Genomic DNA, 21289 nt, shown 5'->3' on the forward strand with positions numbered 1-21289 from the left:
GCGGCCCCGCGCCGGCAATGGCCGCGAAGTGGTGGCCGAACAGAATGTGTTTGTTGGTCGGGACATAGTCCAGGCCATCGTTGTTGAGCACGGCGGGGGTGGCCCGGCGCGCATCGAGTTGCATCACGTTGTTGGCGATGAAGAGGCTGTAGTAGCGGTAGGCGACCAGGTAGATGGCCACGGCTGCGACGACGATCCAGAGGGCATTGATGGGTTCGCCGCGGCGCAAGGCCACGACACTCAACGCACAGGCCCCCAGAACGGCGACGGCAAACCAGGCGAGGTGTTTAACCAGACGGGTTGTCATTGCGTGTCTCCTGCCGATATCCAGTGGATTGCGGCGATTGTTTTTATAGTGTGCCCCGGCTATTCGGAGCCGACCCAATATCCCTGCAATGGGTCAATAAATAAATCCGTAGTACTACGTAGACCCCCAATTCCCCCTGTGGGAGCAAGGCTTGCCCGCGATAGAGTCAATACGGTCTTTCATACACCGCGGCGCCTGCATCGCGAGCAAGCTTTGCTCCCACAGGTCTTGCGCCACAGGTTTTATGCCTCATCCATGGGTTTGGCATATGATGCCGCCATTCGCCTCCCCGCCGAGTCCGGACAGGAGTACAGATGCTGCTCAAACACAAAATCGTCGCCCTCGGGATTTTGCCGCTGGTCCTGGCCATCGCGGTCATCTGTGCCCTGGTGATCTCGCTCAATCGCCAGTTGGGCGATCAACAGGCGCAGCTGATCGAAGACAGCATCCTGGCGAGCAAGCGCGCCGAGCTTAAGAACTATGTCGAGATGGCGCAGAGCCTGATCGCCCCGCTGTATGACAACGGCCGGGGAGACGAGCGCGCGCAACAGCAGGTCCTGGAAGAACTGCGCAAGCTCAGCTTCGGCATCAACGGTTACTTTTTCGTTTACGACCGCCATGGCCGCAGCCTCATGCATGCCCGCCAGTCGGAATTGGTGGGGCAGTACCTCTGGGACATGAAGGACCCCCACGGCCTACCGGTCATCCAGGCACTGATCAAAAGCGCCGAATCAGGCGAAGGGTTCCAGCGCTACGCCTGGAACAAGCCCTCCTCCGGCCAGGTGACCGACAAGCTGGCCTATGTCGTGATGCTGGACAAATGGGGCTGGATGCTCGGCACCGGGATTTACCTGGAGGACGTTGAGCGCGCCACCCAGCAAGCCCGTGACGAAGTCGCCCATGGCATCCACACCACCATGCAAGCCATCGCCGCGATCGCGTTGGTGGCGGTCCTGCTGGTGTTCGCTGGCGGCATGACCCTCAACGTCAGCGAACATCGCCTGGCCGACAAAAAGCTGCAGCGCCTGAACCAGCGCATCGTCAGTTTGCAGGAAGAAGAACGCTCGCGGGTCTCTCGCGAGCTGCACGACGGCATCAGCCAGTTGCTGGTGTCGATAAAATTCCAGTTCGAACTGGCCAGCCATGTGTTGGAGAATGGCCAGGAAAACGGCCTGGGCATCCTGAAAAACGCGACCGACCGGCTGGGCGAAGCCATCGGCGAGATCCGTAGCATCTCCCACGACTTGCGTTCGTCCCTGCTCGACACCTTGGGCCTGCCCGCCGCCATCGGCCAGCTTGCCAGCGAATTCCAACAGCGCAGCGGGCTGGAAGTCTCCTATCGAAGCAACGAATTCGATTGCCGCCTGGAAAATGGTGCCCCTGTCTCGCTGTTCCGCATTGCCCAGGAAGCCCTGACCAATATCGAGCGCCATGCCGGGGCCAAAAGCGTCGGCATCACCCTGTTCGGCTCCAGCCAGTCCTTGCGCCTGACGGTGGTCGATGATGGGATGGGGTTCAACGTCCCACAAGTGGAACGCGGCCATGCCGGCATCGGCCTGCGTAATATCCGCGAACGGGTCGAGCATTTCGGTGGACGCCTGGAAGTGACCTCGGTACCGGGACGAAGCGAACTGGACATCCTGCTGCCCATGAACCTCTCGGTCACGCAAAGCTGATGCGCGTCCACTCCAACAAGAGCACTTGCCGATGAACCTGCCTCCCGTGATTCGCGTCGCGCTGGTCGACGACCACTCCCTGGTCCGCGACGGTATCAAGGCCCTGCTGTCCGTCATGCCCCGACTGGATGTGGTGGGCGAAGCCGAGAACGGCGCGCAAGCGATCGAAATGGTCGGTCGCTGCCAACCGGACCTGCTGCTGATGGACATCGGCCTCAAGGACAAGAACGGGCTCGAGCTGACCCGGCTGCTGGGCAAGCAATACCCCAACCTCAAGATCCTCATCCTCAGCATGTACGACAATTATGAGTACGTGAGCGAATCCGTGCGCTCCGGCGCCAGCGGCTACGTGCTCAAGAACGCGCCGTCGCGGGAAATCATCGCAGCCATCGAAGCCATCATCAGCGGCGGCACGTTCTACAGTGCCGAGATCGCCCAGCGGCTCGCCACCGACCCACACACCGATAACGAGCTGACGCCACGGGAGAGCCAGGTGCTGTACAAAATGGTCCAGGGCCTGAACAACAAGGAAATGGCCCGTGAACTGGACATCAGCGTACGCACCGTCGAAACCCATCGCCTGAGCATCCGCCGCAAGCTGAACATCGACAAGCCCGCGGCCTTGGTGAAATACGCGATCGACCACGGGATCATTTCGCGCTAGGCCCTTGCTACACTCCCCGGTCTTGTTCCCTTCCGTTGCGAGACGTCCAATCACTATGAAAACCATAACAAGCTCGATGACGCTCTGTGGCCTGTTGGCGCTCTCCGGCAGCGCCCTGGCCGAGCCGGCCCCCTCGCTGCTGGACCAGGTCCTGCAACGCGGCGAACTGAAGGTGTGCACCACCGGCGACTACAAGCCCTATACCTTTAAAACCCAAACCGGCGAATACGAAGGCATCGATATCGACATGGCACGCTCGCTGGCCGCCAGCCTGGGCGTCAAGGTGCAATGGGTGCAGACCACCTGGAAAACCCTGATGCCGGATATGGTTGCCGGTCAATGCGACATCGGCATGGGGGGGATTTCGGTGACGCTGGAGCGCCAGAAGAAAGCCTATTTCAGTACCACCCTGGACGTGGATGGCAAGATCCCGCTGGTGCGTTGCGAAGACCAGGAGCGCTACCAGACCATCGAGCAGATGAACCAGCCTTCGGTGCGTCTTGTCGAGCCGGCCGGCGGCACCAACGAAGCTTTCGTCCGGGCGTTCCTGCCCAACGGCCAACTCAGCTTCCACGACAACGTGACCATCTTCCAGCAACTGCTGGACAAGAAAGCCGACGTGATGATTACCGACGCGTCGGAAGCGCTCTACCAGCAAAAACTCAAGCCTGGCCTGTGCGCGGTCAACCCGACCCGCTACCTGCAATATGGCGAGAAGGCCTACCTGCTGCCTCGGGACGACACCACCTGGAAGATGTACGTCGATCAGTGGCTGCACCTGAGCAAGGCCAATGGCAGCTACCAGAAAGTGATTGGGCAATGGTTGGCGGTACCAGCGGCTCAATAACAGAGAGGCAAGAACCTGTGGGAGCGGGCTTGCTCGCGAAAGCGGTGGGCCAGCTTACAGTGATGCTGGATGTCCCTACGCATTCGCGAGCAAGCCCGCTCCCACAAGATTGTATCTGCCCAGGCCTGACGTTGGTGTCAGGCCCACTCATCTCACTGCGCCGCCCGCACCTTGGCGATCTCCTCGTACATCGTCTTCACCAGGTCGCCGTCCAGGGATTTGGCGAATTTGTCGATCACCGGCTTCACACGCTCGCGCAAGCGATCTTTCTCCTCTGGGGTGATTTCATTCACGGTCATCGCACCGGCCAAAGTCGCCTTGGCCTTGTCCATGCCCGCCGCCGTGACTTCGCGCTGGAATATTTGCGCCTCGGCCGCGGCCGCGCGAATCATTGCCTTTTCATCGTCGTTGAGGCGGTTCCAGGTTTTCTGGCTGATGATCAACGACTGCGGGTTGAAGATATGGCCCGTGACGGAGAGATACTTCTGCACCTCGTAGAACTTGTTGCCCTCGATCACCGTGAAGGGGTTTTCCTGGCCGTCGATGGTGTGCTGCTCAAGGCCGGTGTAGACCTCGGGGAACGCCATCGGCACGGGGTTGGCGCCCAGGGCGGAGAAGGTTTCCAGGTAGATCGGCGACTGGATGACGCGGATCTTCAAGCCCTGCATGTCTTCAAGCTTGGTCACCGGGTGCTTGCTGTTGGTCAGGTTACGGAAACCCAGGTCCCAATAACCCAGCCCTACCAGCCCCTTGCTGTCCAATTGCGCCGCCAGTTTCTGCCCGACCGGCCCATCGATGACCGCATGGGCTTCCTCGACGTTGTTGAACAGGAACGGGAAATCGAGCATGGCATAATCCGGCGCCTGGGCGGCCAGGATGCCGGAGTTGAGCACGGTGATGTCCAGCGTGCCACCCTGCAACGCCGACACCGTTTGCACGTCGCCGCCTAGGGTACCGCCGGGGAACAGGCGGACCTTGATCTTGCCACCACTCTTTTCGCTGAGCAGGTCGGCGAACTTCTGTGCGCCCTGCCCTTGTGGATGCTCCTTGACGTTCTGGAACGCGAATCGCAGGGTGCGCTCGCGAATTTCATCGGCGTGACTGACCACGCTACCCAGCAGCAGTCCCGTTGCGCACGCCCCGGCCATCAGGGTTTTCATCAGTTGTCCCATGTCACTCTCCGATCATTATTGTTTTAAGGTCGAGCTAGCCAGCACCGGTGTTATCCGGTGAAGAATTTCAACGGTCCCAGGACCAATTGCGGAAACAGGACCAACAAGAACAGCACCACAAACTGCGCAAACATGAACGGCCACACCCCGCGCACGATTTCCTCGAAGTCCAGCTTCGCCACCCCGCAGACCACGTTGAGCACCGTGCCCACGGGAGGCGTGATCAGGCCGATGGCCGTGTTGATCAGGAACAGCACGCCGAAGTACACCGGGTCGATCCCCGCCTGGATGACGGCCGGCATCAGCACCGGGGTGAGGATGAGGATGGTCGGGGTCATGTCCATCACCGTTCCCACCAGGATGATCAGCACCATCATCACCAGCAGCAGAAGGGTCTGGTTGTCCATGAAGGGCGCCAGCAGTTCCGCCAACTGGCCCGGCAGATCGGCGATGGTCACCAGCCACGATGAAACCATGGCCGCCGCCACCAGCAGCATCACCACCGAGGTGGTCTTGGCCGAGGACAGAATCACTTCGTACAACTGGCTGACTTTCATTTCCCGGTAGATCACCAGGGACACGAACAGCGAATAGACCGCCGCGACCACGGCAGCTTCCGTGGGGGTGAAGATGCCGAACTTGAGGCCCAGGATGATGATCAAGGGCAGGCCCATCGCCCAACTGCCGTCGAGCAAGGTGCGCAGCACTTCGGCACGAGAACGCTTGGGCGGCGTCTCGACGTTCTCGCTGCGGGAGATGTACCACCAGGCAACGGCCAACGAAGCCCCCAGCATCAGACCCGGCACGATACCGGCCAGGAACAGCTTGGAAATCGACACCCCGGACGCCACGCCAAAGACGATGAAACCAATGCTCGGCGGAATGACCGGTGCGATGATGCTACCGGCGGCGATCAGACCGGCCGAGCGCCCTCGGTTGTGCCCGGCCAGCACCATCATCGGCACCAGCAACGCCGCCAGTGCCGCCGCATCGGCCACGGCCGAACCGGAGAGCGACGCCAGCAGGCAGGACGCGATGATCGCCACATAACCGAGGCCACCACGCTTGTGCCCCACCAGCGCCATGGCGATGTTGACGATGCGTTTGGACAGGCCACCGACGTTCATGATTTCGCCGGCCAGCATGAAGAACGGCACAGCCATCAGCGGGAAGCTGTCCGCCCCGTTGAGCAGGTTCTGGGCAATGATTTGCGCGTCGAACAGATCCAGGTAGAACATCAACGCCACGCTGACCACCAGCAAGGCAAACGCGATGGGCATACCCAGCGCCATGCTGCCCATCAGGGAACCGAGGAAAATAACCAGCGTCATGGGCGGGTACTCTTGATGGGGTCAGGGGTGACGGGGTTATGTGTGATTACCTCGGCGTCGTTGGCCTTGACCATCACCAGCTCGTTATCCCCGAGCTTGCCAAACAGCGCCAGGTAGAGCTCGTAGAACAGGATCGCTGCGGCACTGGCGCCAAACACCAGGCCAGCACCATAGAACAGCGCCATGGACAATCCTGAGGCAGGGGCGACGACATTCAGGTTGATCGCGGCCTGCTGCCAACTGCCACTGAAGATCAGCCAGCAGATGTACAGCATCAGCAGATGGCTGATGACCAGGCAGATACGCTTGCCGGCCGGCGGCAAGCGCTTGACCAGGCTGTCCATGCCCAGGTGAGCACGGTCCTTGAGCGCCACCAGGGCACCGAGAAAAATCATCCAGACGAAAAACCAGCGCGACAATTCCTCCGACACACTGATGCCAGAGTTGAAGGCATAGCGCAGCACCACATTGCCGAACACCAGCACGATCATCGCGACCATGCACAACACAATCAGCAGCTTGAGCAGCTTGAAATACAGATCGACGACTTTTGTCATTTTGAAGAACTCCGAGGCTTGTCGAGCGCCGACATCCCGCTGGCGCGATAGGACCGCAAACAGCGTGGCCGCTATCGAATCGAACCTGAGAGGCTGGAAGATGCTCCAGGGCTGGAACAACGGGTCAAGGGGAAATGGGGTGCTCGCAAACGCAAAGGCATGAGTATTCCTCTATTTTTATTATGGTCTTGGTCACGTTGGACAAGACTGATTGCCGATAAAATGTACCACCCGGTTAGTTTGGTCAATAAGCCAGGCAGGTGTGCAACACAAAGCGTGCGATTATCGGTCGGACCGGGCGAACGAGTTGCTGCCATTTGGATTCGAATGGGCGATTCCAGGCAACCTGTCTTATTCATAAGTAACGACTCTGCCGAGTGGGCCCTGGCGACAGAAACACCGCTCCAATTTATTAATATAAAAACTCGAATTAAATTGAACCTTCATTAAAACGCAAACTTCGCGCACAACTAACCAACCCTCTAATCGAGTAGCCTCCCGACGATTTACAGGCGCCATTTCGATGACGCATCGCATGATCAGCAAGCAACTATTCGGCGCCAAAAAAACCACAGCGCCGCTCATCCTAACACCTGGCGCGCATATATCCACCATCTAACAACATAGAAAATCCTTTAAAATCAATAGGTAATATTCCATACAGCGGCAACAAGAAAACACTAAACCCCCACTTCCAAACACTCCTCTAGAAAATTATTAAAGGAACTTTTCACATTAAACCTTTGCACTCATGATCTTTAATGCTATTAATCTGCCGCCCCGATTTTGAAGATGCTACCGCGTCACTTCCTGTGTACGTCAAACCGCTGTCTGACAACGGGCTACTACTTAAAACTTAAATTGCTTATTTACTCGAACGCCTCATCGCGTCCGGGTGGGCTGTTGTGCGGCGCAGCACACTGCGCAAGGAAGGGCGTCATGGCAACTAACCATCCACGAATCAAGATTCTCTCGATCTTCGGTACCCGTCCGGAAGCCATCAAGATGGCGCCCCTGGTCAAGGCCCTCGCCGCCGAACCGGGCATTGAGTCGCTGATCTGCGTCACCGGCCAGCATCAGAGCATGCTCAAGCAAGTCCTGGATCTGTTCGATCTCAAGGCCGATTTCACCCTCGACGTGATGACGCCGCACCAGACACTCAACTCCCTGACTGCCGCGTTGTACGCAGCCATCGACCCGGTGCTGGAACAGACCCGGCCGGATCGGGTGCTGGTCCACGGCGACACCACTTCGGCCATGGTCGCGTCGATGGCCGCCTTCCATCGACGCATCCCCGTCGGCCACGTGGAAGCGGGCCTGCGCACCGGTGACATCTACAGCCCTTGGCCGGAAGAAATGAACCGTCGGTGCATCGACCTCAGCGCCGACCTGCTGTTTGCCCCCACCGGACAATCGCGCGACAAGTTGCTGGGCGAACGCCTGCAAGGCCGTTGCCTGGTGACCGGCAACACCGTGATCGACGCACTGCAACTCACGGCCCGGCGCATCAATGACGATGCCCGGTTGCGTGGCGAGCTGGACCAACAGTTCCCGTTCCTGCAAACCGGACGCAAGCTGCTGCTGGTGACCGGCCACCGTCGGGAGAACTTCGGCGAAGGCTTCCTGGACATCTGCAAGGCCTTGCGTCACCTGGCCCAGCGGCCGGATATCCAGATCGTCTACCCGGTGCATCTCAATCCCAACGTCCTGGGCCCGGTGACCGAACAATTGGGCGAGTTGCTCAATGTGCATTTGATCAAGCCGCTGGACTACCTGGCGTTCGTGCGCCTGATGCAACACGCCCATGTCATCCTCACCGACTCCGGTGGTGTGCAGGAAGAAGCGCCGTCCCTGGGCAAACCGGTGCTGGTGATGCGCGATGTCACTGAACGCCCTGAAGCGGTGGCGGCGGGCACGGTGCGCCTGGTTGGCACCTTGCCAGCATCGATCATCGCTGGCGTGGATGCGCTGTTCGACGATGACACGTTATGGCGCCGCGCCTCGCAGGCGGCCAACCCCTATGGCGACGGCAAGGCCAGCCAACGCATCGTCGATACCCTGATGGGGCGTCCCGTCGACGACTTCGTCGTAGCCCCGCTGCCTGCACGGCAGCAACCGGTCGCTCCGTCCCTGTCCGAGCCGCGCGAGTTGCTCGCCGATTTCAACTGACCACTGTCATTCCCCTTATCAGATCGAGACTTGCCTGAATGAAGCCTTCCGTTGCCCTCCCTACAGGTGCGCTCAGCGCCCTTGCCTGCGGCTTGAGCCTGCTCGCGCTCATGCCGACCTTTGCCCTGGCCGCGGACAGCCCGCTGACCCAGGCCATTCATCGGCTCAACGCCGATACCCGCCAGACGCGTGAGGTGCGTTTGAGCGACCTGGGCATCACGGCGCCGATCCTCTTGAGCGCCAGCGACGCCCGCCGCGAGCTCTACTTGCCGGTACCCGCCGGCGTTGCCCTCGAGAACGCGACGCTGCAACTGGACGCCAATTACCTCAATGGCGAAGGCGGTCGCAACACCCTGCTGCTGTCCCTCGATGGCTACCCGGTGCGCGCCGAAGGGCTCAGCGAGGCACAAGGCGATGCCAGCGCCACACTCGGCGTCGACAAGGCCGCGCGTGACAACGGCCTGGTACGCCTGGGCCTCGCCTGGTCCTCGGTGGTGTCTCGGCCATTGTGTGAAGACGATCGGGTCATCGGCAATGTGCTGCGCATCCAACCCGAGACGCGCCTGAGCTACAGCTACGACGCCAGCCAGTTGCGCGACGTCGGTGCGGCCTGGGCGGCCTTGCCCGGCGAGCCGGGCATTCTCGTCGCCCCCGGCTCGTTGTCCGCCGCCAGCTACGATTCGGCCTGGCGCCTGGGCGTGGCGCTGGAGCGCATCGGCAAACACAGCCGCATCCTGCCCTTCCCTGTCGTGCAGGACAGCGTGGACTTGAGCGGCCTGCGCATCCCTGCCGAGTTATTGAGCATTCCGGCCTTCGCCAGCCTCAACGGCAAAGGCCCGCACACCTTGGCCAACCCGGCCGAGATCGGCGCACTGCTGGTGTTGGGCCAGAGCCCGAACGTACAGGCTGACCTGGCGATCAACGACCCGGAACTGCTCAAGGCCATCAACCAATCCCTGGACGCCTTGCAAAGCCAGGTCCAAGGCCTCGACACGACAGCAGCCAGCGCACTGAGCCTATGGCGCAAACAGCACATCAACGCCGCACTGGCGAGCGCCGACACCGACAGCGTACGCCTGGCGCTGCTGGGCACTCGCCCGGTCCTGATGATCGCCCCACAATCCACCGGCAAAGCCTTGTCACTGCTCGGTACGGCCTGGAGCAAACTGGCGAAAAGTCGCCAATTGACCGTGAGCGAAGCGCAAACCCCGTTGAGCGAGGATGGTCGTTTGACCCTGTCGCGACTGGGCGGCGCCCCCGGCAACTTCGACGTGGCCTCGCGATTCGACTGGAGCACTTCGTTCCCCCTGGGCAGCGTGGCGTACGACGGTCGCCTGCCCGTCATGGCCGTGGTCGACGTTTCCGCAGCCCCGGGGGCTTCCCCTACAGCACCGGTGGCCTCGCTGTTTTTCAATGATTTCCTGATCGGCGCGCAGCAACTGACCGCCAACGGTGAGCCGCAGCGCATCCAGGCCCACATCCCGCGCTACGCCCTGGGCTCGAAAAACACCTTGCGCGTATCGTTCCAGCGCCAGCCGGTCAGCGACCGCTGCCTGGAAACGCCGCAAGCCTTCCCGGTGTCGGTCCTGCCGACCAGCCATATCGTCCTGGAAAAAACCTCGCTGGACGACGACTTCTCCGGCATGGCCGCACGCTTCGCCGCGGACACCCAGATCCTGGTGCCCCAGGCCTACCTCGACCAACCGGCCAGCAGCCTGGCGCGGGTCATTTCGGTGGCCGACACCGCCGGTGTATCGCCGCTGCGCGCGCAACTCAAGGTCAGCGCTGATGCGAACGCCGTCGTCAGCCCGGACAAAGCCTTCCTGGCCTTCGAGTTGCCGCTCAAGGACAGCCAGGAATCGGTCCAGGTCGATGAGCAAGGTCGCCTGCGCATCAACCACAAGGACCAGGTGCTGCTGGACGTGCAGCCCCTCAACCAATTGGCTTCGCTGCAAGTGGTGCAGAGCGCAGGCCAACATGGCCTGGTCTACCGGGCCCTGGGCAACCAGCCGCCAAGCCTGGCCAAGCCGATTGTGCTGACCCGTGGCGACGTGGCGATTCTGGGCAACAACGGCGCCGTGGCGATCTTCGATACCCAAGACCCAAGCGGTAGCCTGCTGATCGACCGCGAAGAACCCAAGGGCCTGGACGCCTGGCGTAAACCTTCGCTGCTCTGGCTGATTCCGGGCGCCATTGCCCTGTTCCTCCTCTTGTTGCTGGCAGGCCGTAGCGCCCGCCGCAATCGCCAGTAACGGTACCCTTCGATGACGTCGCTTTATTGGCCCTATTGGCTGGCCCATTACTACAACTACCTGGAGATCGCGACCATCGTGGTCGCGGTGCTGATCCTGATCTCCAGCCTGGACGATCTGATCATTGACCTGTGGTACTGGTCTCGTCGCCTGTACCGCAAGTTCACCGTGGACCGCCGCTACCGGCCGCTGACCGTCGAGCAATTGTTGGCCCGGGACGAACAGCCCCTGGCGATCATGGTGCCGGCCTGGCTGGAATACGACGTCATCGCACCGATGATCGAGAACATGGTGTCGACACTCGACTACCAGAACTACGTGGTCTTCGTCGGTACATACATCAACGACCAGCGCACCATCGACGAAGTCGAACGGATGCGCAGGCGTTACAAGCAACTGCACCGCGTGGAAGTGCCCCATGCCGGGCCGACCTGCAAGGCCGACTGCCTGAACTGGGTGATCCAGGCGATTTTCCTGCATGAGAAAACCCATGGCATGACCTTCGCTGGCGTCGTCTTGCACGACAGCGAGGACGTGCTGCATCCGCTGGAACTGCGTCTGTTCAACTACCTGTTGCCGCGCAAGGACATGATCCAGTTGCCGGTGGTGTCGCTGGAGCGCAACTGGTACGAATGGGTGGCAGGCGTCTACATGGACGAGTTCGCCGAATGGCACGGCAAGGACCTGGTGGTGCGTGAAAGCATGACCGACACCGTGCCCTCGGCCGGCGTCGGCACCTGCTTTTCCCATCGCGCCCTGCGGGTGCTGGCCGGTGAAACCGAAAACCAGCCGTTCAACACCGACAGCCTCACCGAGGACTACGACGTTGGCGCGCGATTGGCCAAGGTTGGCATGAATGCGATCTTCGTACGTTTTCCGGTGCAGTTCCGGGTGCTGCGCAAATCCTGGTTCCGCAAACCCTACGAATCGACCCTGACCATGCCACTGTGCGTGCGCGAGTTTTTCCCGGACACGTTCCGCACCGCCTTCCGGCAGAAGGCCCGCTGGACCCTGGGCATCGGTTTGCAAGGCTGGGAGCAGATGGGCTGGAACGGCTCGCTGGCCAACCGATACTTGCTGTTTCGCGACCGCAAGGGCGTGGTGACGGCATTCGTGAGCATCATCGCCTACGTCATTCTGGTGCAACTGCTGGGCTTGATCATTCTGCGCCACAGCGGCTTGTGGGATGTCACCTTCCCCACGCCGTTTGAAACCAATGGCCTGGTCAAATACCTGCTGTTGGCCAACGGCGTCGCCTTGGCCTGGCGCATCCTGCACCGCTATTACTTCACCACCGTGCTGTACGGTTGGCAGCATGGCTTGCTGTCCATGCCCCGCATGCTGGTGGGCAACTTCGTCAACTTCATGGCCGCCTCCCGGGCCTGGCGCATGTTCCTGGTGGGCAAGGTCATGAATCGCAAGCTGGTCTGGGACAAGACCATGCACGATTTCCCTTCCACCGACCTGGTCGCCATCGCGCCACGCCGCCTGGGCAGCGTGTTGCTGTCCTGGCAGGCCATCACCGACACGGCCCTGCAAAGCGCGCTCGACGAACAAAAGTCGCGCAACGTGCCTTTGGGGCGAATTCTGCTCAATAACGGCTGGCTGGACGATGAAACCCTGGCCGAAGCCATCGCGTTCCAAAATGACCTGCCCCGGGTCTTTGATGTCGCCGAGAAAGCCGCTGCCTCGACGTCCTCGTTGAGCCCCGAATTTGCCTTGCGCTGGCGGGTCGTGCCCCTGGGACGCAATAGCGAAGGCTGCGAACAGATCGCCGTCGCCAACCCCTTGCCCGACGAAGGCCTGCGACAGGTCAGCGCCGAGCTGGGCAGCGAGCCGGTGCAATTGATCGCCCGGGAAAGCGAAATTCTCGCGCTGTTGCGCAAGCTGCCTGCGCGCAATGGTCATGCCGTGCCCAATGCCCGGGCGCCGCTGCTGGGCGACCTGCTGATCGAAATGGGCCAGCTCGATCGCGACGAGTTCAGTCGCGTCATGCTCCAGTACCGGCCGCAACACCACGGCCGCATCGGCGATTACCTGGTCGACAGCGGTGTGCTGCCACGCGCGACGATCGAACAGGCTGTGGCCCGTCAGCACAACCTCTACCCAACGGAGCTCCCGGCATGAACCGCCGCTTCCTGACCCTTTTGGCCACGGGGCTGAGCCTGATACCCGCGTTTGCACTTGCCGAAACGTTGCCGCTGCCACTGTCCGGTCCGGCCTATACCGCTGCCAACGAGGCCTACAGCGCCTACGAACGCAAGGATTACGACCAGGCCATCGCCAAGGCGCGCGAAGCCCTGCGCCTGCGGGCCGATGTGACACGCCTGAACACCTTGATTGAATTGGCCGAACGGGACAAGAAACTGCGCGACCACCCCCGGTCCCTGGTCGCGTCTCGTCCCGCTGGCGCAGCACCGGGTTTCGTCGCCGCGTCCCAAGGGTTCAAGGCCTATGGCCGCGAACAATTCGGCCTGGCTGCGCAATCGGCCCGCAAGGCCGTGACCCAGGCACCCCGACGCCGTGAATATCGCCTGTTGCTGATCGATTCCTTGCAGCGCCAGCAACACTTGGAAGAAGCCGACCAGGCCACCACCGATGCCCTTCGCGTCTTTGCCAACGACAACACGTTGCTGATGCGCCGCACAGCCATTCGCCGTCAACTCGCCGTACCGCTGGCAATCCAGGGCTATCGCGCGCTGGAGCAAGGCAACGTAGCCCTGGCCGTGGATCAGGCGCGCAAAGCCGTGGCCTGGGCCCCGGAAATCACCGCCAACCAGCAGTTGCTCATCAGTGCCCTGCTGGCGGCGAAGGCTGACGTGGGTGCCGAACAGGCCGCTTCTGCCGCGCTGACACTGGACGATCGCCAAGCCGCGCCGTGGATCCTGCGCAGCTATGCCCGTAACCGCCAGGGCAAGACGCAGGCGGCCCAGGACGATCTTCACTACGCCCAGAGCCTTGCGGGCCTGTCGGCAGGGGAAGCCCGTGACATCCGCTCCGCCCAGGCCCAGTCCTCACCACCCGTGCTGCTGTGCCAGGAAAGCACCTACGGTCTGACCTGCTCCATCTCGCCGGCGAACAGCGGCGAGCAGGCTCCGGTGAGTGATCTGCAGTTAGCTTATGATTGGGTTCGGGCCGGCGACGACGAAGCAGCCCATACCGCGTTCCGCAAGGCGGACGCCACCGCGCGACTGGCACCGGCACCCGCCCAGGACGCTGCCTACAACGCCATGCGAGTCCATGAAGACGACGAAGCCGTGGCCTACTTCAAGCGTGTCATCGATGGGCAAGAAACCGCTGAGACTCCGCTGTCTGCACAACAGCTGTTCGATACCCGTCGCACCGTGGGCGATGTATCGCGCAGACTCGGCCTGACCAGCACCACCAGCTATCGCGGCAACAGTTCCAGTGGCCTGAGCGCCGCCCCGGGCACCAGCAGCAGCGGCAGCGAAAGCAATGACCTGCTGCAAAACAGCACCGAACTGTCGTGGCGTCCGCTGGGCTATCGCAATGGCCGCTTTGTCGAACTCTACGGACGCATCACCGACACCCTGTGGAGCAAGAACAGCGATTCGGACACCGGCGCGGATGCCTTGCAAGGCGCCCTCGGCGTGCGGGTCAAGCCCTTCAGTTCGGTCAACATCATGGCCGCCCTTGAACGGACCTTCCCGCTGGGTTCTTCCAATGTCGACGGCGACTGGCTGGTGCGACTGGGCTACGGTTCGAGCATCGGCACCGATCTGCGGGTCGATGTGCCGAGCTGGTGGACTTCGCAGCTGTACGCCGAGGTCGGCCACTACATCAACGACTCGCGAGACTACTTCAACAGCGAATGGCAAGTGGGCCGCAGCTATGCCATCGGCGGGACCGGCTCGCGCTGGGTGGCCTTCCCCCATGTCGTCGCGGCGATCGACTACGATTCCAAGATGAAGAGCGAAGGCGGCAATGACTTTTCTTCCGGCGACGCCGGGGGGATCGGGATAGGAAACAACGTACGCTATTGGTTCCGGGAAGACGCCTACAACGCGCCACGCTCCTATGTGGACCTGTCCCTGCAATACCGGGCCAGGGTGTTTGGCGAGGATCGCGCCAAAGGCGCGTTCGCGCGCCTGACCTACTCCTACTGAGGACGTTGGTGGGACATTCGGTTCGTCGGTACGAAAAACGGCTCGCCTTGCCGAGCCGCGACTACACTGCATCCAGAAGGGACTTGTTTGAATAGCTTCGCAAAGTTCATCAATCGCAAGACCATCGCGGCGCTGTTTGTGGCCGCGCTCCTCAGCGCAGGTACAGGGACGTACTACATAATGACCACCACGACACCGAACATCGTCGGCATCGCCTGGCAGCCGGACAACCAGACCGTCGGCATCAGCGGCAATTGGGAACAACTGGGGGTGCACGAGCTGCTCGTGCAATGGACAGTGGTGGACGACCAGGCCTTCGTGCCCGGCACCGGCCTGCCCAGCGTACCCGTGCTGCCGGACTGGGCGCGCATCGCCCAGGCGCCCTGGGCCCAAGATGTCATCCTCGGGCTGGCCGGCTATTTCAGCGAGAACCGCTCACGGGAAAATATCGAGCAACTGGCGGCGCTGTCAGAGCGCATTGCCGGGTTGCCGACGCCCTTGCATGTCACCGGTTGGTATTTTCCGGCTGAGGTCGACCCCAGCTGGTCGGGCGCCACGGAGCTGCCGGCCTTGCTGGCCAAGCTGCCACGCCCGCTGTGGATCAGCGTCTACGACGGCGCCAACATCGGCCCCGCCGCTACCGCAGACTGGCTCAAGCAATGGTTGCCGAACGACATCGGCGTGTTTTTCCAGGACGGCGTTGGCGTCTATGCCCGCACCGCCCCGGTTGCCCGCAACTACGCCGACGCCCTGCGTGATCGGCTTGGCCAGGATCGCGTGCGGATCATCGTCGAAGCCTTTCGCCCCAAATACGGCGGTGGCTTCCGCTCCGCCACGGTCGACGAGCTCAAGCCACAACTGGCGGCCTATGCAGGCTATCCGCTCTACCTGTTCGACGGGCCGCACTACATGCCGCCAACCTTGGTGGACCAGTTGAAACAAGCCCTGGCCCAGCCTTGACCGGGCCTTAAAGCCATCCGCTTGCCCTCGCTTACTGAGTTTGTATCGGTCTGTATCTGAAATGCGGGCTGATACGAAACATTGAATTTCGCCCCTCCTGGCACACATCGTCGATACATCCGCGCGTTTAACTGTGATCACCGGACAGCAACACATTCGCTGCCACGGACCCACTCAATCAAGCGCAAGGAGAATCACCATGTTCAATTTCTCGAAAGTATCGTCCCTGGCTATCGCCCTGACACTGGTTGGCGGTGTCGGCCTGGCCAATGTCGCCTCGGCCACCGCAGCCAGTGCATCGACTCACGACCAGGCGCAACAGCTGGCTGAAGGCGGTTCTGATCGGTTGCTCGAGAATCGTGTGGCTGAAGGTGGCTCAGATCGCTTGCGCGAGAACCGTGTGGCCGAAGGTGGCTCAGATCGCTTGCAGGAGTTGCGTGAACGCAGCGCGGTGTGAAGTGATTTTGTGGCGAGGGCGCTTGCTCCCGCTGGGCTCTGTAGGAGCTGGCGAAGCCTGCGATCTTTTGATCTTGAGCTTTCGACTCAATGAGCAGTGGAAAGATCGCATCCTCGCTGTGAGTGCCTGACAGGTCGGCTCAAGGCTTGATGTTCTTCAGCTCATTGAGCAACGCGAGCAGTTGCTGCATCTTTTCCTCGCCAAACTGCTCTTCGATCCGTCGATAGTTGCTTTCCATGCCCTCGCTCATGGACACGAAGCACTGCTGGCCGCGCTCGGTCAGCCCGACAAAGACCCGCCGCTGATCCTGGCTGGACTTCTGCCGACGCACCAGCCCATCACGTTCCAGGCGACTGAGCACACCGGTCATGCTCGGCTTGAGGATGCAGGCCTGGTGAGCGAGCTGATGGCTTTCCAGCTCCCCTTGCTGATGGAGGATGCGGATCACCCGCCATTGCTGTTCCGTGAGGTCATGCTGGTTCAGCGCCGGGCGAAAAAAAGCCATCGCCGCTTCGCGGGCTTGCAACAGCGTCAGGGTCAATGAAGGTCTGGGGTTGGCCATGTTCGAACTGTGTGGATGGGCGAGTCGGCAGCTTAGTTGGGCCGCCAGGCTGCTGCAAGAAGCATGGCCGCGCTATGTCACTATGGAAGGGGATTGTGTGGGAGCAAGCTTTGCTCCCACAGAAATCCCTCTCCCCACCATTCAGCGCAAGCCCGATTGCCGCTGGCGATACTCCCCCGGCGTGAGCTGTGCGTAGCGCTGGAAAAAACGGCTGAAATAGGCCGGGTCCTTGAACCCGAGCTGGTAGCAGATTTCATTGGCCGAGCTGCCGGTGAACAACAACAGGCGCTTGGCCTCCTGCATCAGCCGCTCCATGATCAGGCGCTTGGAAGGCAGGTCGGCGATGCGTCGGCACACGTCATTGAGGCGCGCCTCGGTCACGCCGATGCCTTCGGCGTAGCGCGACAACGGCCAATGCTGCAGGTAGTGGGCCTCGATCAACTCGTTGAAGCGGTGAAAGATCTTCAGGTCTTCATGCCGGGCCGGCCTGGCCTCCAGGGAGTTGGAACACAACCGTAGCAGGCTGATCATGATCAGCCGCGTCAAAGCGTCCAGTGTTGCGCTGCGCCCCGGGCGCCCGGCCGTCACCTCCTCGCTCAATTCCTCGAACAGGTATTCCAACCGCCGCACCTCCCCCGCCTGCCCGGGCCCCAGTTGCGCCAGCGCAACGCAGGCTGCCGGCATTTGCACGCCCGCCGGCGCCAGGCTCGGGTCGGCGTCGATCAACTGCCACACCAATTGCTGGCGCACCGTCAGCACATGTCCGTCACTGTCGGCCTCGGTCACGAAGGAATGGGGAATGGTCGGTGGCGTGAGGAAGAACATCGGGCCGGATTCGACGTACTGCTGATCATCGAGATACACCCGCACGGTGCCGCTCTTGACGTAGTGCACCTGGAAGAACCGGTCGTGGCGATGAACCGGCATGTTGCGGCCGAAAAAATCCGCCAGGTTGGCGAGTCGGTCGTAATGCACTTCGGCGTCGCTGTAGCGCTGGTCGTACACCTGACCAATGTTGATGTTGGGGATCGGCTGACGGTCAGTCATCACGCAGTACTCGTTTTCTTATTCTGGTCCAGGCACCTGCCGCACCCATCCTGCACCGAATCCGGCAAGGCAACCAGTGCCCGCTCATTCTGTCACGCTTGACGATAGTTAACATCTTAATTATAACTGTTAACACATTAACAATAACCGCAGAGCCCTCACCCCTCTGCATCGCCAGGAGACAAGCATGAGCCGTGCCCTGCATGACGTCGCGACCGGCACCCTGTTCGGGGTCGCGCTGAACTACCAGGGGCTGCTGAAACAGCGCCTCGCCGAGTTCGAGCAACCGCCCTACCAGAAGCCGCCGCTCAAGCCCGTGCTGTTCATCAAGACCCCCAACACCCGCAACTGGCACGGTGCCGAGGTGGTTCACCCCGGTCGCGGCGAAACACTGCAACCAGGGCCGGCGCTTGGCGTGGTCATGGGCAAGTCAGCCAGTCGCGTCAGCGCCGCCGAAGCCCTGGACTACGTGGCCGGCTACACCATCGTCAATGAATTCAGCCTCCCGGAAGACAGCTATTACCGCCCCGCCGTCAAGGCCAAGTGCCGGGACGGCTTCTGCGCCATCGGCCCGGAACTGGTGCCCACCGCCCAGATGGCCGACCCGCACAGCCTGGCGATCACGCTGTACGTCAACGGCGAGGTTCGCCAGCAGAACAGCACGGCCCACTTCGTTCGCAACATTCCCCAACTGATCGCCGAGATCAGCGAGTTCATGACCCTGCATGCCGGCGACGTGCTGATCACCGGCACGCCTGAGGGCCGGGTCGACGTACTGCCCGGTGACCGTGTCGAAGTGGACATCAGCGGCCTGGGCCGTCTGGTCAATACCGTCGTGGCCGAGGAAACAGGAGCAGGTTCATGAAACACGCGCGCATTCGTTTTGAAGGCCAGGATCAAGCCGTCACCGTTGAAGCTCACAACGCTGTACGCCTGGCCGACGGTCGCGTGCTGGCCGAGGATCAGGTCCAGTGGCTGCCACCGGCCACCGGCAGCATGTTCGCCCTGGGCCTGAACTATGCCGATCACGCCGCCGAACTGGCGTTCAAGCCGCCGACCGAGCCCCTGGCGTTCATCAAGTCCCGCGGCACCTACACCGGCCACAACCAGGCGACCTGGCGTCCCGACAACGTCGCCTACATGCACTACGAGTGCGAGCTGGTGGCGGTCATCGGCAAAGCGGCGCGCAACGTCAAGCGCGAGGATGCGTTGGAATACCTGGCCGGCTACACCGTGTGCAACGACTACGCGATCCGCGATTACCTGGAAAACTACTACCGCCCCAACCTGCGGGTGAAAAACCGTGATGCCACCACCCCCGTCGGCCCATGGATTGTCGATGCGGCCGATGTGCCGGACCCGAGCAACCTGACGCTGCGCACCTGGATCAATGGCGAACTGCGCCAGGAAGGCAGCACCAGGGACATGATTTTCGATATCCCGTACCTGATCGAATACCTGTCCAGCTTCATGACCTTGCAGCCCGGCGACATGATCGCCACCGGCACGCCGGAAGGCCTGGCGGACGTGGTGCCCGGCGATGAAGTGGTGGTGGAAGTGGAAGGCGTCGGTCGCCTGGTCAATCGAATTGTCAGCGAAGCCGAGTTCTTCGCATCCCGTAAAGAGGCTTGAGCAGCATGATCAAACACTGGATCAACGGCCGTGAGGTCGAAAGCAAAGACGTCTTCGTCAACTACAACCCGGCCACCGGCGAGGCCATCGGCGAAGTCGCCAGCGGCGGTGCCGAGGAAGTCGCCCAAGCCGTGGCTGCGGCCAAGGAGGCCTTTCCAAAGTGGGCCAATACGCCCGCCAAGGAACGCGCCCGATTGATGCGCAAGCTCGGTGAACTGATCGAGCAGAACGTGCCGAAACTGGCCGAACTGGAAACCCTCGACACGGGCTTGCCGATCCACCAGACCAAGAACGTGCTGATCCCGCGTGCCTCCCACAACTTCGATTTCTTTGCCGAAGTCTGCACGCGGATGGACGGTCACACCTATCCGGTCGACGACCAGATGCTCAACTACACCCTGTACCAACCGGTGGGTGTCTGCGCGCTGGTATCGCCCTGGAACGTACCGTTCATGACCGCGACCTGGAAGACCGCGCCGTGCCTGGCCCTGGGCAACACGGCCGTGCTGAAGATGTCCGAGCTGTCGCCGCTGACCGCCAACGAGCTGGGGCGCCTGGCGGTCGAGGCTGGCCTGCCCAATGGCGTGTTGAACGTGATCCAGGGTTACGGCGCAACCGCCGGCGATGCGTTGGTGCGCCACCCGGATGTGCGGGCGATCTCTTTCACCGGCGGCACCGCCACCGGCAAGAAAATCATGCAGACCGCCGGGTTGAAGAAGTATTCAATGGAACTCGGCGGCAAGTCGCCGGTGCTGATTTTCGAAGACGCCGACCTCGAACGCGCCCTCGACGCCGCGCTGTTCACGATTTTTTCCCTCAATGGCGAACGCTGCACCGCCGGCAGCCGGATCTTCATCCAGGAAAGCGTCTACCCGCAGTTCGTGGCCGAGTTCGCCGCCCGCGCCAAGCGCCTGATCGTCGGTGATCCGCAGGACCCGAAGACCCAGGTCGGCTCGATGATCACCCAGGCCCACTACGACAAGGTCACCGGCTACATCAAGATCGGCCTCGAAGAAGGCGCCACCCTCCTGGCCGGCGGCCTGGAGCGTCCGGCCAATTTGCCGGCGCACTTGAGCCGCGGCCAGTTCATCCAGCCAACGGTGTTCGCCGACGTGAACAACAACATGCGCATCGCCCAGGAAGAAATCTTCGGCCCGGTGGTGTGCCTGATCCCGTTCAAGGACGAGGCCCAAGCCTTGCAACTGGCCAACGACACCGAATACGGCCTGGCCTCGTACATCTGGACCCAGGACATCGGCAAGGCCCATCGCCTGGCCCATGGCATCGAGGCCGGCATGGTGTTCATCAACAGCCAGAACGTGCGCGACCTGCGCCAGCCTTTCGGCGGCGTAAAGGGTTCCGGAACCGGCCGCGAAGGCGGACAGTACAGCTTTGAAGTGTTTGCCGAGATCAAGAACGTTTGCATCTCCATGGGCAGTCATCACATACCCCGGTGGGGTGTATGACCCAAGGTCAGTGATGAACCCTGTGGCGAGGGGATTTATCCCTGTACCTGTGGGAGCAAGGCT

At 61.6% G+C, this 21289-nt stretch carries 18 protein-coding genes; 12 read left to right on the forward strand and 6 right to left on the reverse strand.

Features of this window, described 5'->3' with window-relative positions; genetic code table 11:
- Positions 1–307: carbon starvation CstA family protein (locus CFII68_RS02655; RefSeq protein ID WP_018613277.1), on the reverse strand; the 307-nt coding region annotated here is incomplete at its 3' end.
- A 314-nt stretch (positions 308–621) separates the two neighbouring features.
- Between CFII68_RS02655 and CFII68_RS02650 the strand changes: the two genes are divergently transcribed.
- From CFII68_RS02650 to CFII68_RS02640, 3 genes are read left to right on the forward strand one after another with little or no spacing between them, the layout of a single operon-like run.
- Entirely contained in the window at positions 622–1983 is a 1362-nt protein-coding gene (locus CFII68_RS02650) for a cache domain-containing protein (protein WP_018613279.1), read from the forward strand.
- A gap of 31 nt (positions 1984–2014) precedes the next feature.
- Positions 2015–2647, forward strand: a complete 633-nt coding sequence (locus CFII68_RS02645; protein WP_018613281.1) for a response regulator transcription factor — start codon at positions 2015–2017, stop codon at positions 2645–2647.
- A gap of 55 nt (positions 2648–2702) precedes the next feature.
- Entirely contained in the window at positions 2703–3494 is a 792-nt protein-coding gene (locus tag CFII68_RS02640) for a transporter substrate-binding domain-containing protein (RefSeq protein WP_033062917.1), read from the forward strand.
- Between the two features lie 152 nt (positions 3495–3646).
- Here the strand turns inward: CFII68_RS02640 and CFII68_RS02635 are convergent, their stop codons facing one another.
- Genes CFII68_RS02635 through CFII68_RS02625 form a run of 3 tightly spaced genes read right to left on the reverse strand, consistent with a single transcriptional unit; the run spans position 3647 to position 6554 of the window.
- On the reverse strand, positions 3647–4666 hold the full coding sequence (locus CFII68_RS02635) for a TRAP transporter substrate-binding protein (protein ID WP_018613285.1): 1020 nt from the start codon (positions 4664–4666) through the stop codon (positions 3647–3649).
- A gap of 50 nt (positions 4667–4716) precedes the next feature.
- Positions 4717–5997: a TRAP transporter large permease subunit gene (locus CFII68_RS02630; RefSeq protein WP_018613287.1), complete on the reverse strand. Its 1281-nt coding sequence runs from the start codon at positions 5995–5997 to the stop codon at positions 4717–4719.
- Positions 5994–6554: a TRAP transporter small permease gene (locus tag CFII68_RS02625; protein WP_018613289.1), complete on the reverse strand. Its 561-nt coding sequence runs from the start codon at positions 6552–6554 to the stop codon at positions 5994–5996. The genes CFII68_RS02630 and CFII68_RS02625 overlap by 4 nt, the downstream gene beginning before the upstream one ends.
- Positions 6555–7493: 939 nt before the next feature.
- Between CFII68_RS02625 and wecB the strand changes: the two genes are divergently transcribed.
- The 6 genes from wecB to CFII68_RS02595 all read left to right on the forward strand — a co-directional run bounded on the left by wecB (position 7494) and on the right by CFII68_RS02595 (position 16519).
- A complete protein-coding gene (wecB, locus tag CFII68_RS02620) occupies positions 7494–8723 on the forward strand; it encodes a non-hydrolyzing UDP-N-acetylglucosamine 2-epimerase (protein WP_018613291.1) in 1230 nt (409 codons plus the stop codon).
- 38 nt (positions 8724–8761) lie between these two features.
- Positions 8762–10975, forward strand: a complete 2214-nt coding sequence (locus tag CFII68_RS02615; RefSeq protein ID WP_018613293.1) for a hypothetical protein — start codon at positions 8762–8764, stop codon at positions 10973–10975.
- 12 nt (positions 10976–10987) lie between these two features.
- On the forward strand, positions 10988–13102 hold the full coding sequence (locus CFII68_RS02610) for a glycosyl transferase family protein (RefSeq protein WP_018613295.1): 2115 nt from the start codon (positions 10988–10990) through the stop codon (positions 13100–13102).
- Complete coding sequence (locus tag CFII68_RS02605; RefSeq protein WP_018613297.1) at positions 13099–15102, forward strand: bacteriophage N4 adsorption protein A; 2004 nt, start codon at positions 13099–13101, stop codon at positions 15100–15102. The genes CFII68_RS02610 and CFII68_RS02605 overlap by 4 nt, the downstream gene beginning before the upstream one ends.
- Before the next feature lie 180 nt (positions 15103–15282).
- Positions 15283–16062, forward strand: a complete 780-nt coding sequence (locus CFII68_RS02600; protein WP_077506954.1) for a hypothetical protein — start codon at positions 15283–15285, stop codon at positions 16060–16062.
- Positions 16063–16261: 199 nt separating this feature from the next.
- The gene (locus CFII68_RS02595) at positions 16262–16519 is read left to right on the forward strand and encodes a hypothetical protein (RefSeq protein ID WP_018613300.1); all 258 of its coding nucleotides are present in this window, start codon (positions 16262–16264) and stop codon (positions 16517–16519) included.
- A gap of 139 nt (positions 16520–16658) precedes the next feature.
- On the opposite strand, the gene hpaR is transcribed toward CFII68_RS02595, so the two are convergent.
- Both hpaR and hpaA read right to left on the reverse strand, forming a co-directional pair.
- The gene (gene hpaR / locus CFII68_RS02590; RefSeq protein WP_003201625.1) at positions 16659–17081 is read right to left on the reverse strand and encodes a homoprotocatechuate degradation operon regulator HpaR; all 423 of its coding nucleotides are present in this window, start codon (positions 17079–17081) and stop codon (positions 16659–16661) included.
- A 141-nt stretch (positions 17082–17222) separates the two neighbouring features.
- Entirely contained in the window at positions 17223–18128 is a 906-nt protein-coding gene (gene hpaA / locus CFII68_RS02585) for a 4-hydroxyphenylacetate catabolism regulatory protein HpaA (protein ID WP_018613304.1), read from the reverse strand.
- Between the two features lie 187 nt (positions 18129–18315).
- Here hpaA and CFII68_RS02580 point away from each other — a divergent pair, with 187 nt between their 5' ends.
- The 3 genes from CFII68_RS02580 to hpaE are packed head-to-tail and all read left to right on the forward strand — an operon-like array spanning position 18316 to position 21226.
- Positions 18316–18993: a fumarylacetoacetate hydrolase family protein gene (locus tag CFII68_RS02580; protein WP_018613306.1), complete on the forward strand. Its 678-nt coding sequence runs from the start codon at positions 18316–18318 to the stop codon at positions 18991–18993.
- A complete protein-coding gene (locus tag CFII68_RS02575) occupies positions 18990–19760 on the forward strand; it encodes a fumarylacetoacetate hydrolase family protein (protein ID WP_018613307.1) in 771 nt (256 codons plus the stop codon). Before CFII68_RS02580 ends, CFII68_RS02575 begins: the two co-directional genes overlap by 4 nt.
- Before the next feature lie 5 nt (positions 19761–19765).
- On the forward strand, positions 19766–21226 hold the full coding sequence (gene hpaE, locus CFII68_RS02570) for a 5-carboxymethyl-2-hydroxymuconate semialdehyde dehydrogenase (RefSeq protein ID WP_014338032.1): 1461 nt from the start codon (positions 19766–19768) through the stop codon (positions 21224–21226).
- Positions 21227–21289 lie beyond the last annotated feature (63 nt).

Source organism: Pseudomonas sp. CFII68 (genome assembly GCF_000416195.1).
GTDB classification, from domain to species: domain Bacteria; phylum Pseudomonadota; class Gammaproteobacteria; order Pseudomonadales; family Pseudomonadaceae; genus Aquipseudomonas; species Aquipseudomonas kilonensis.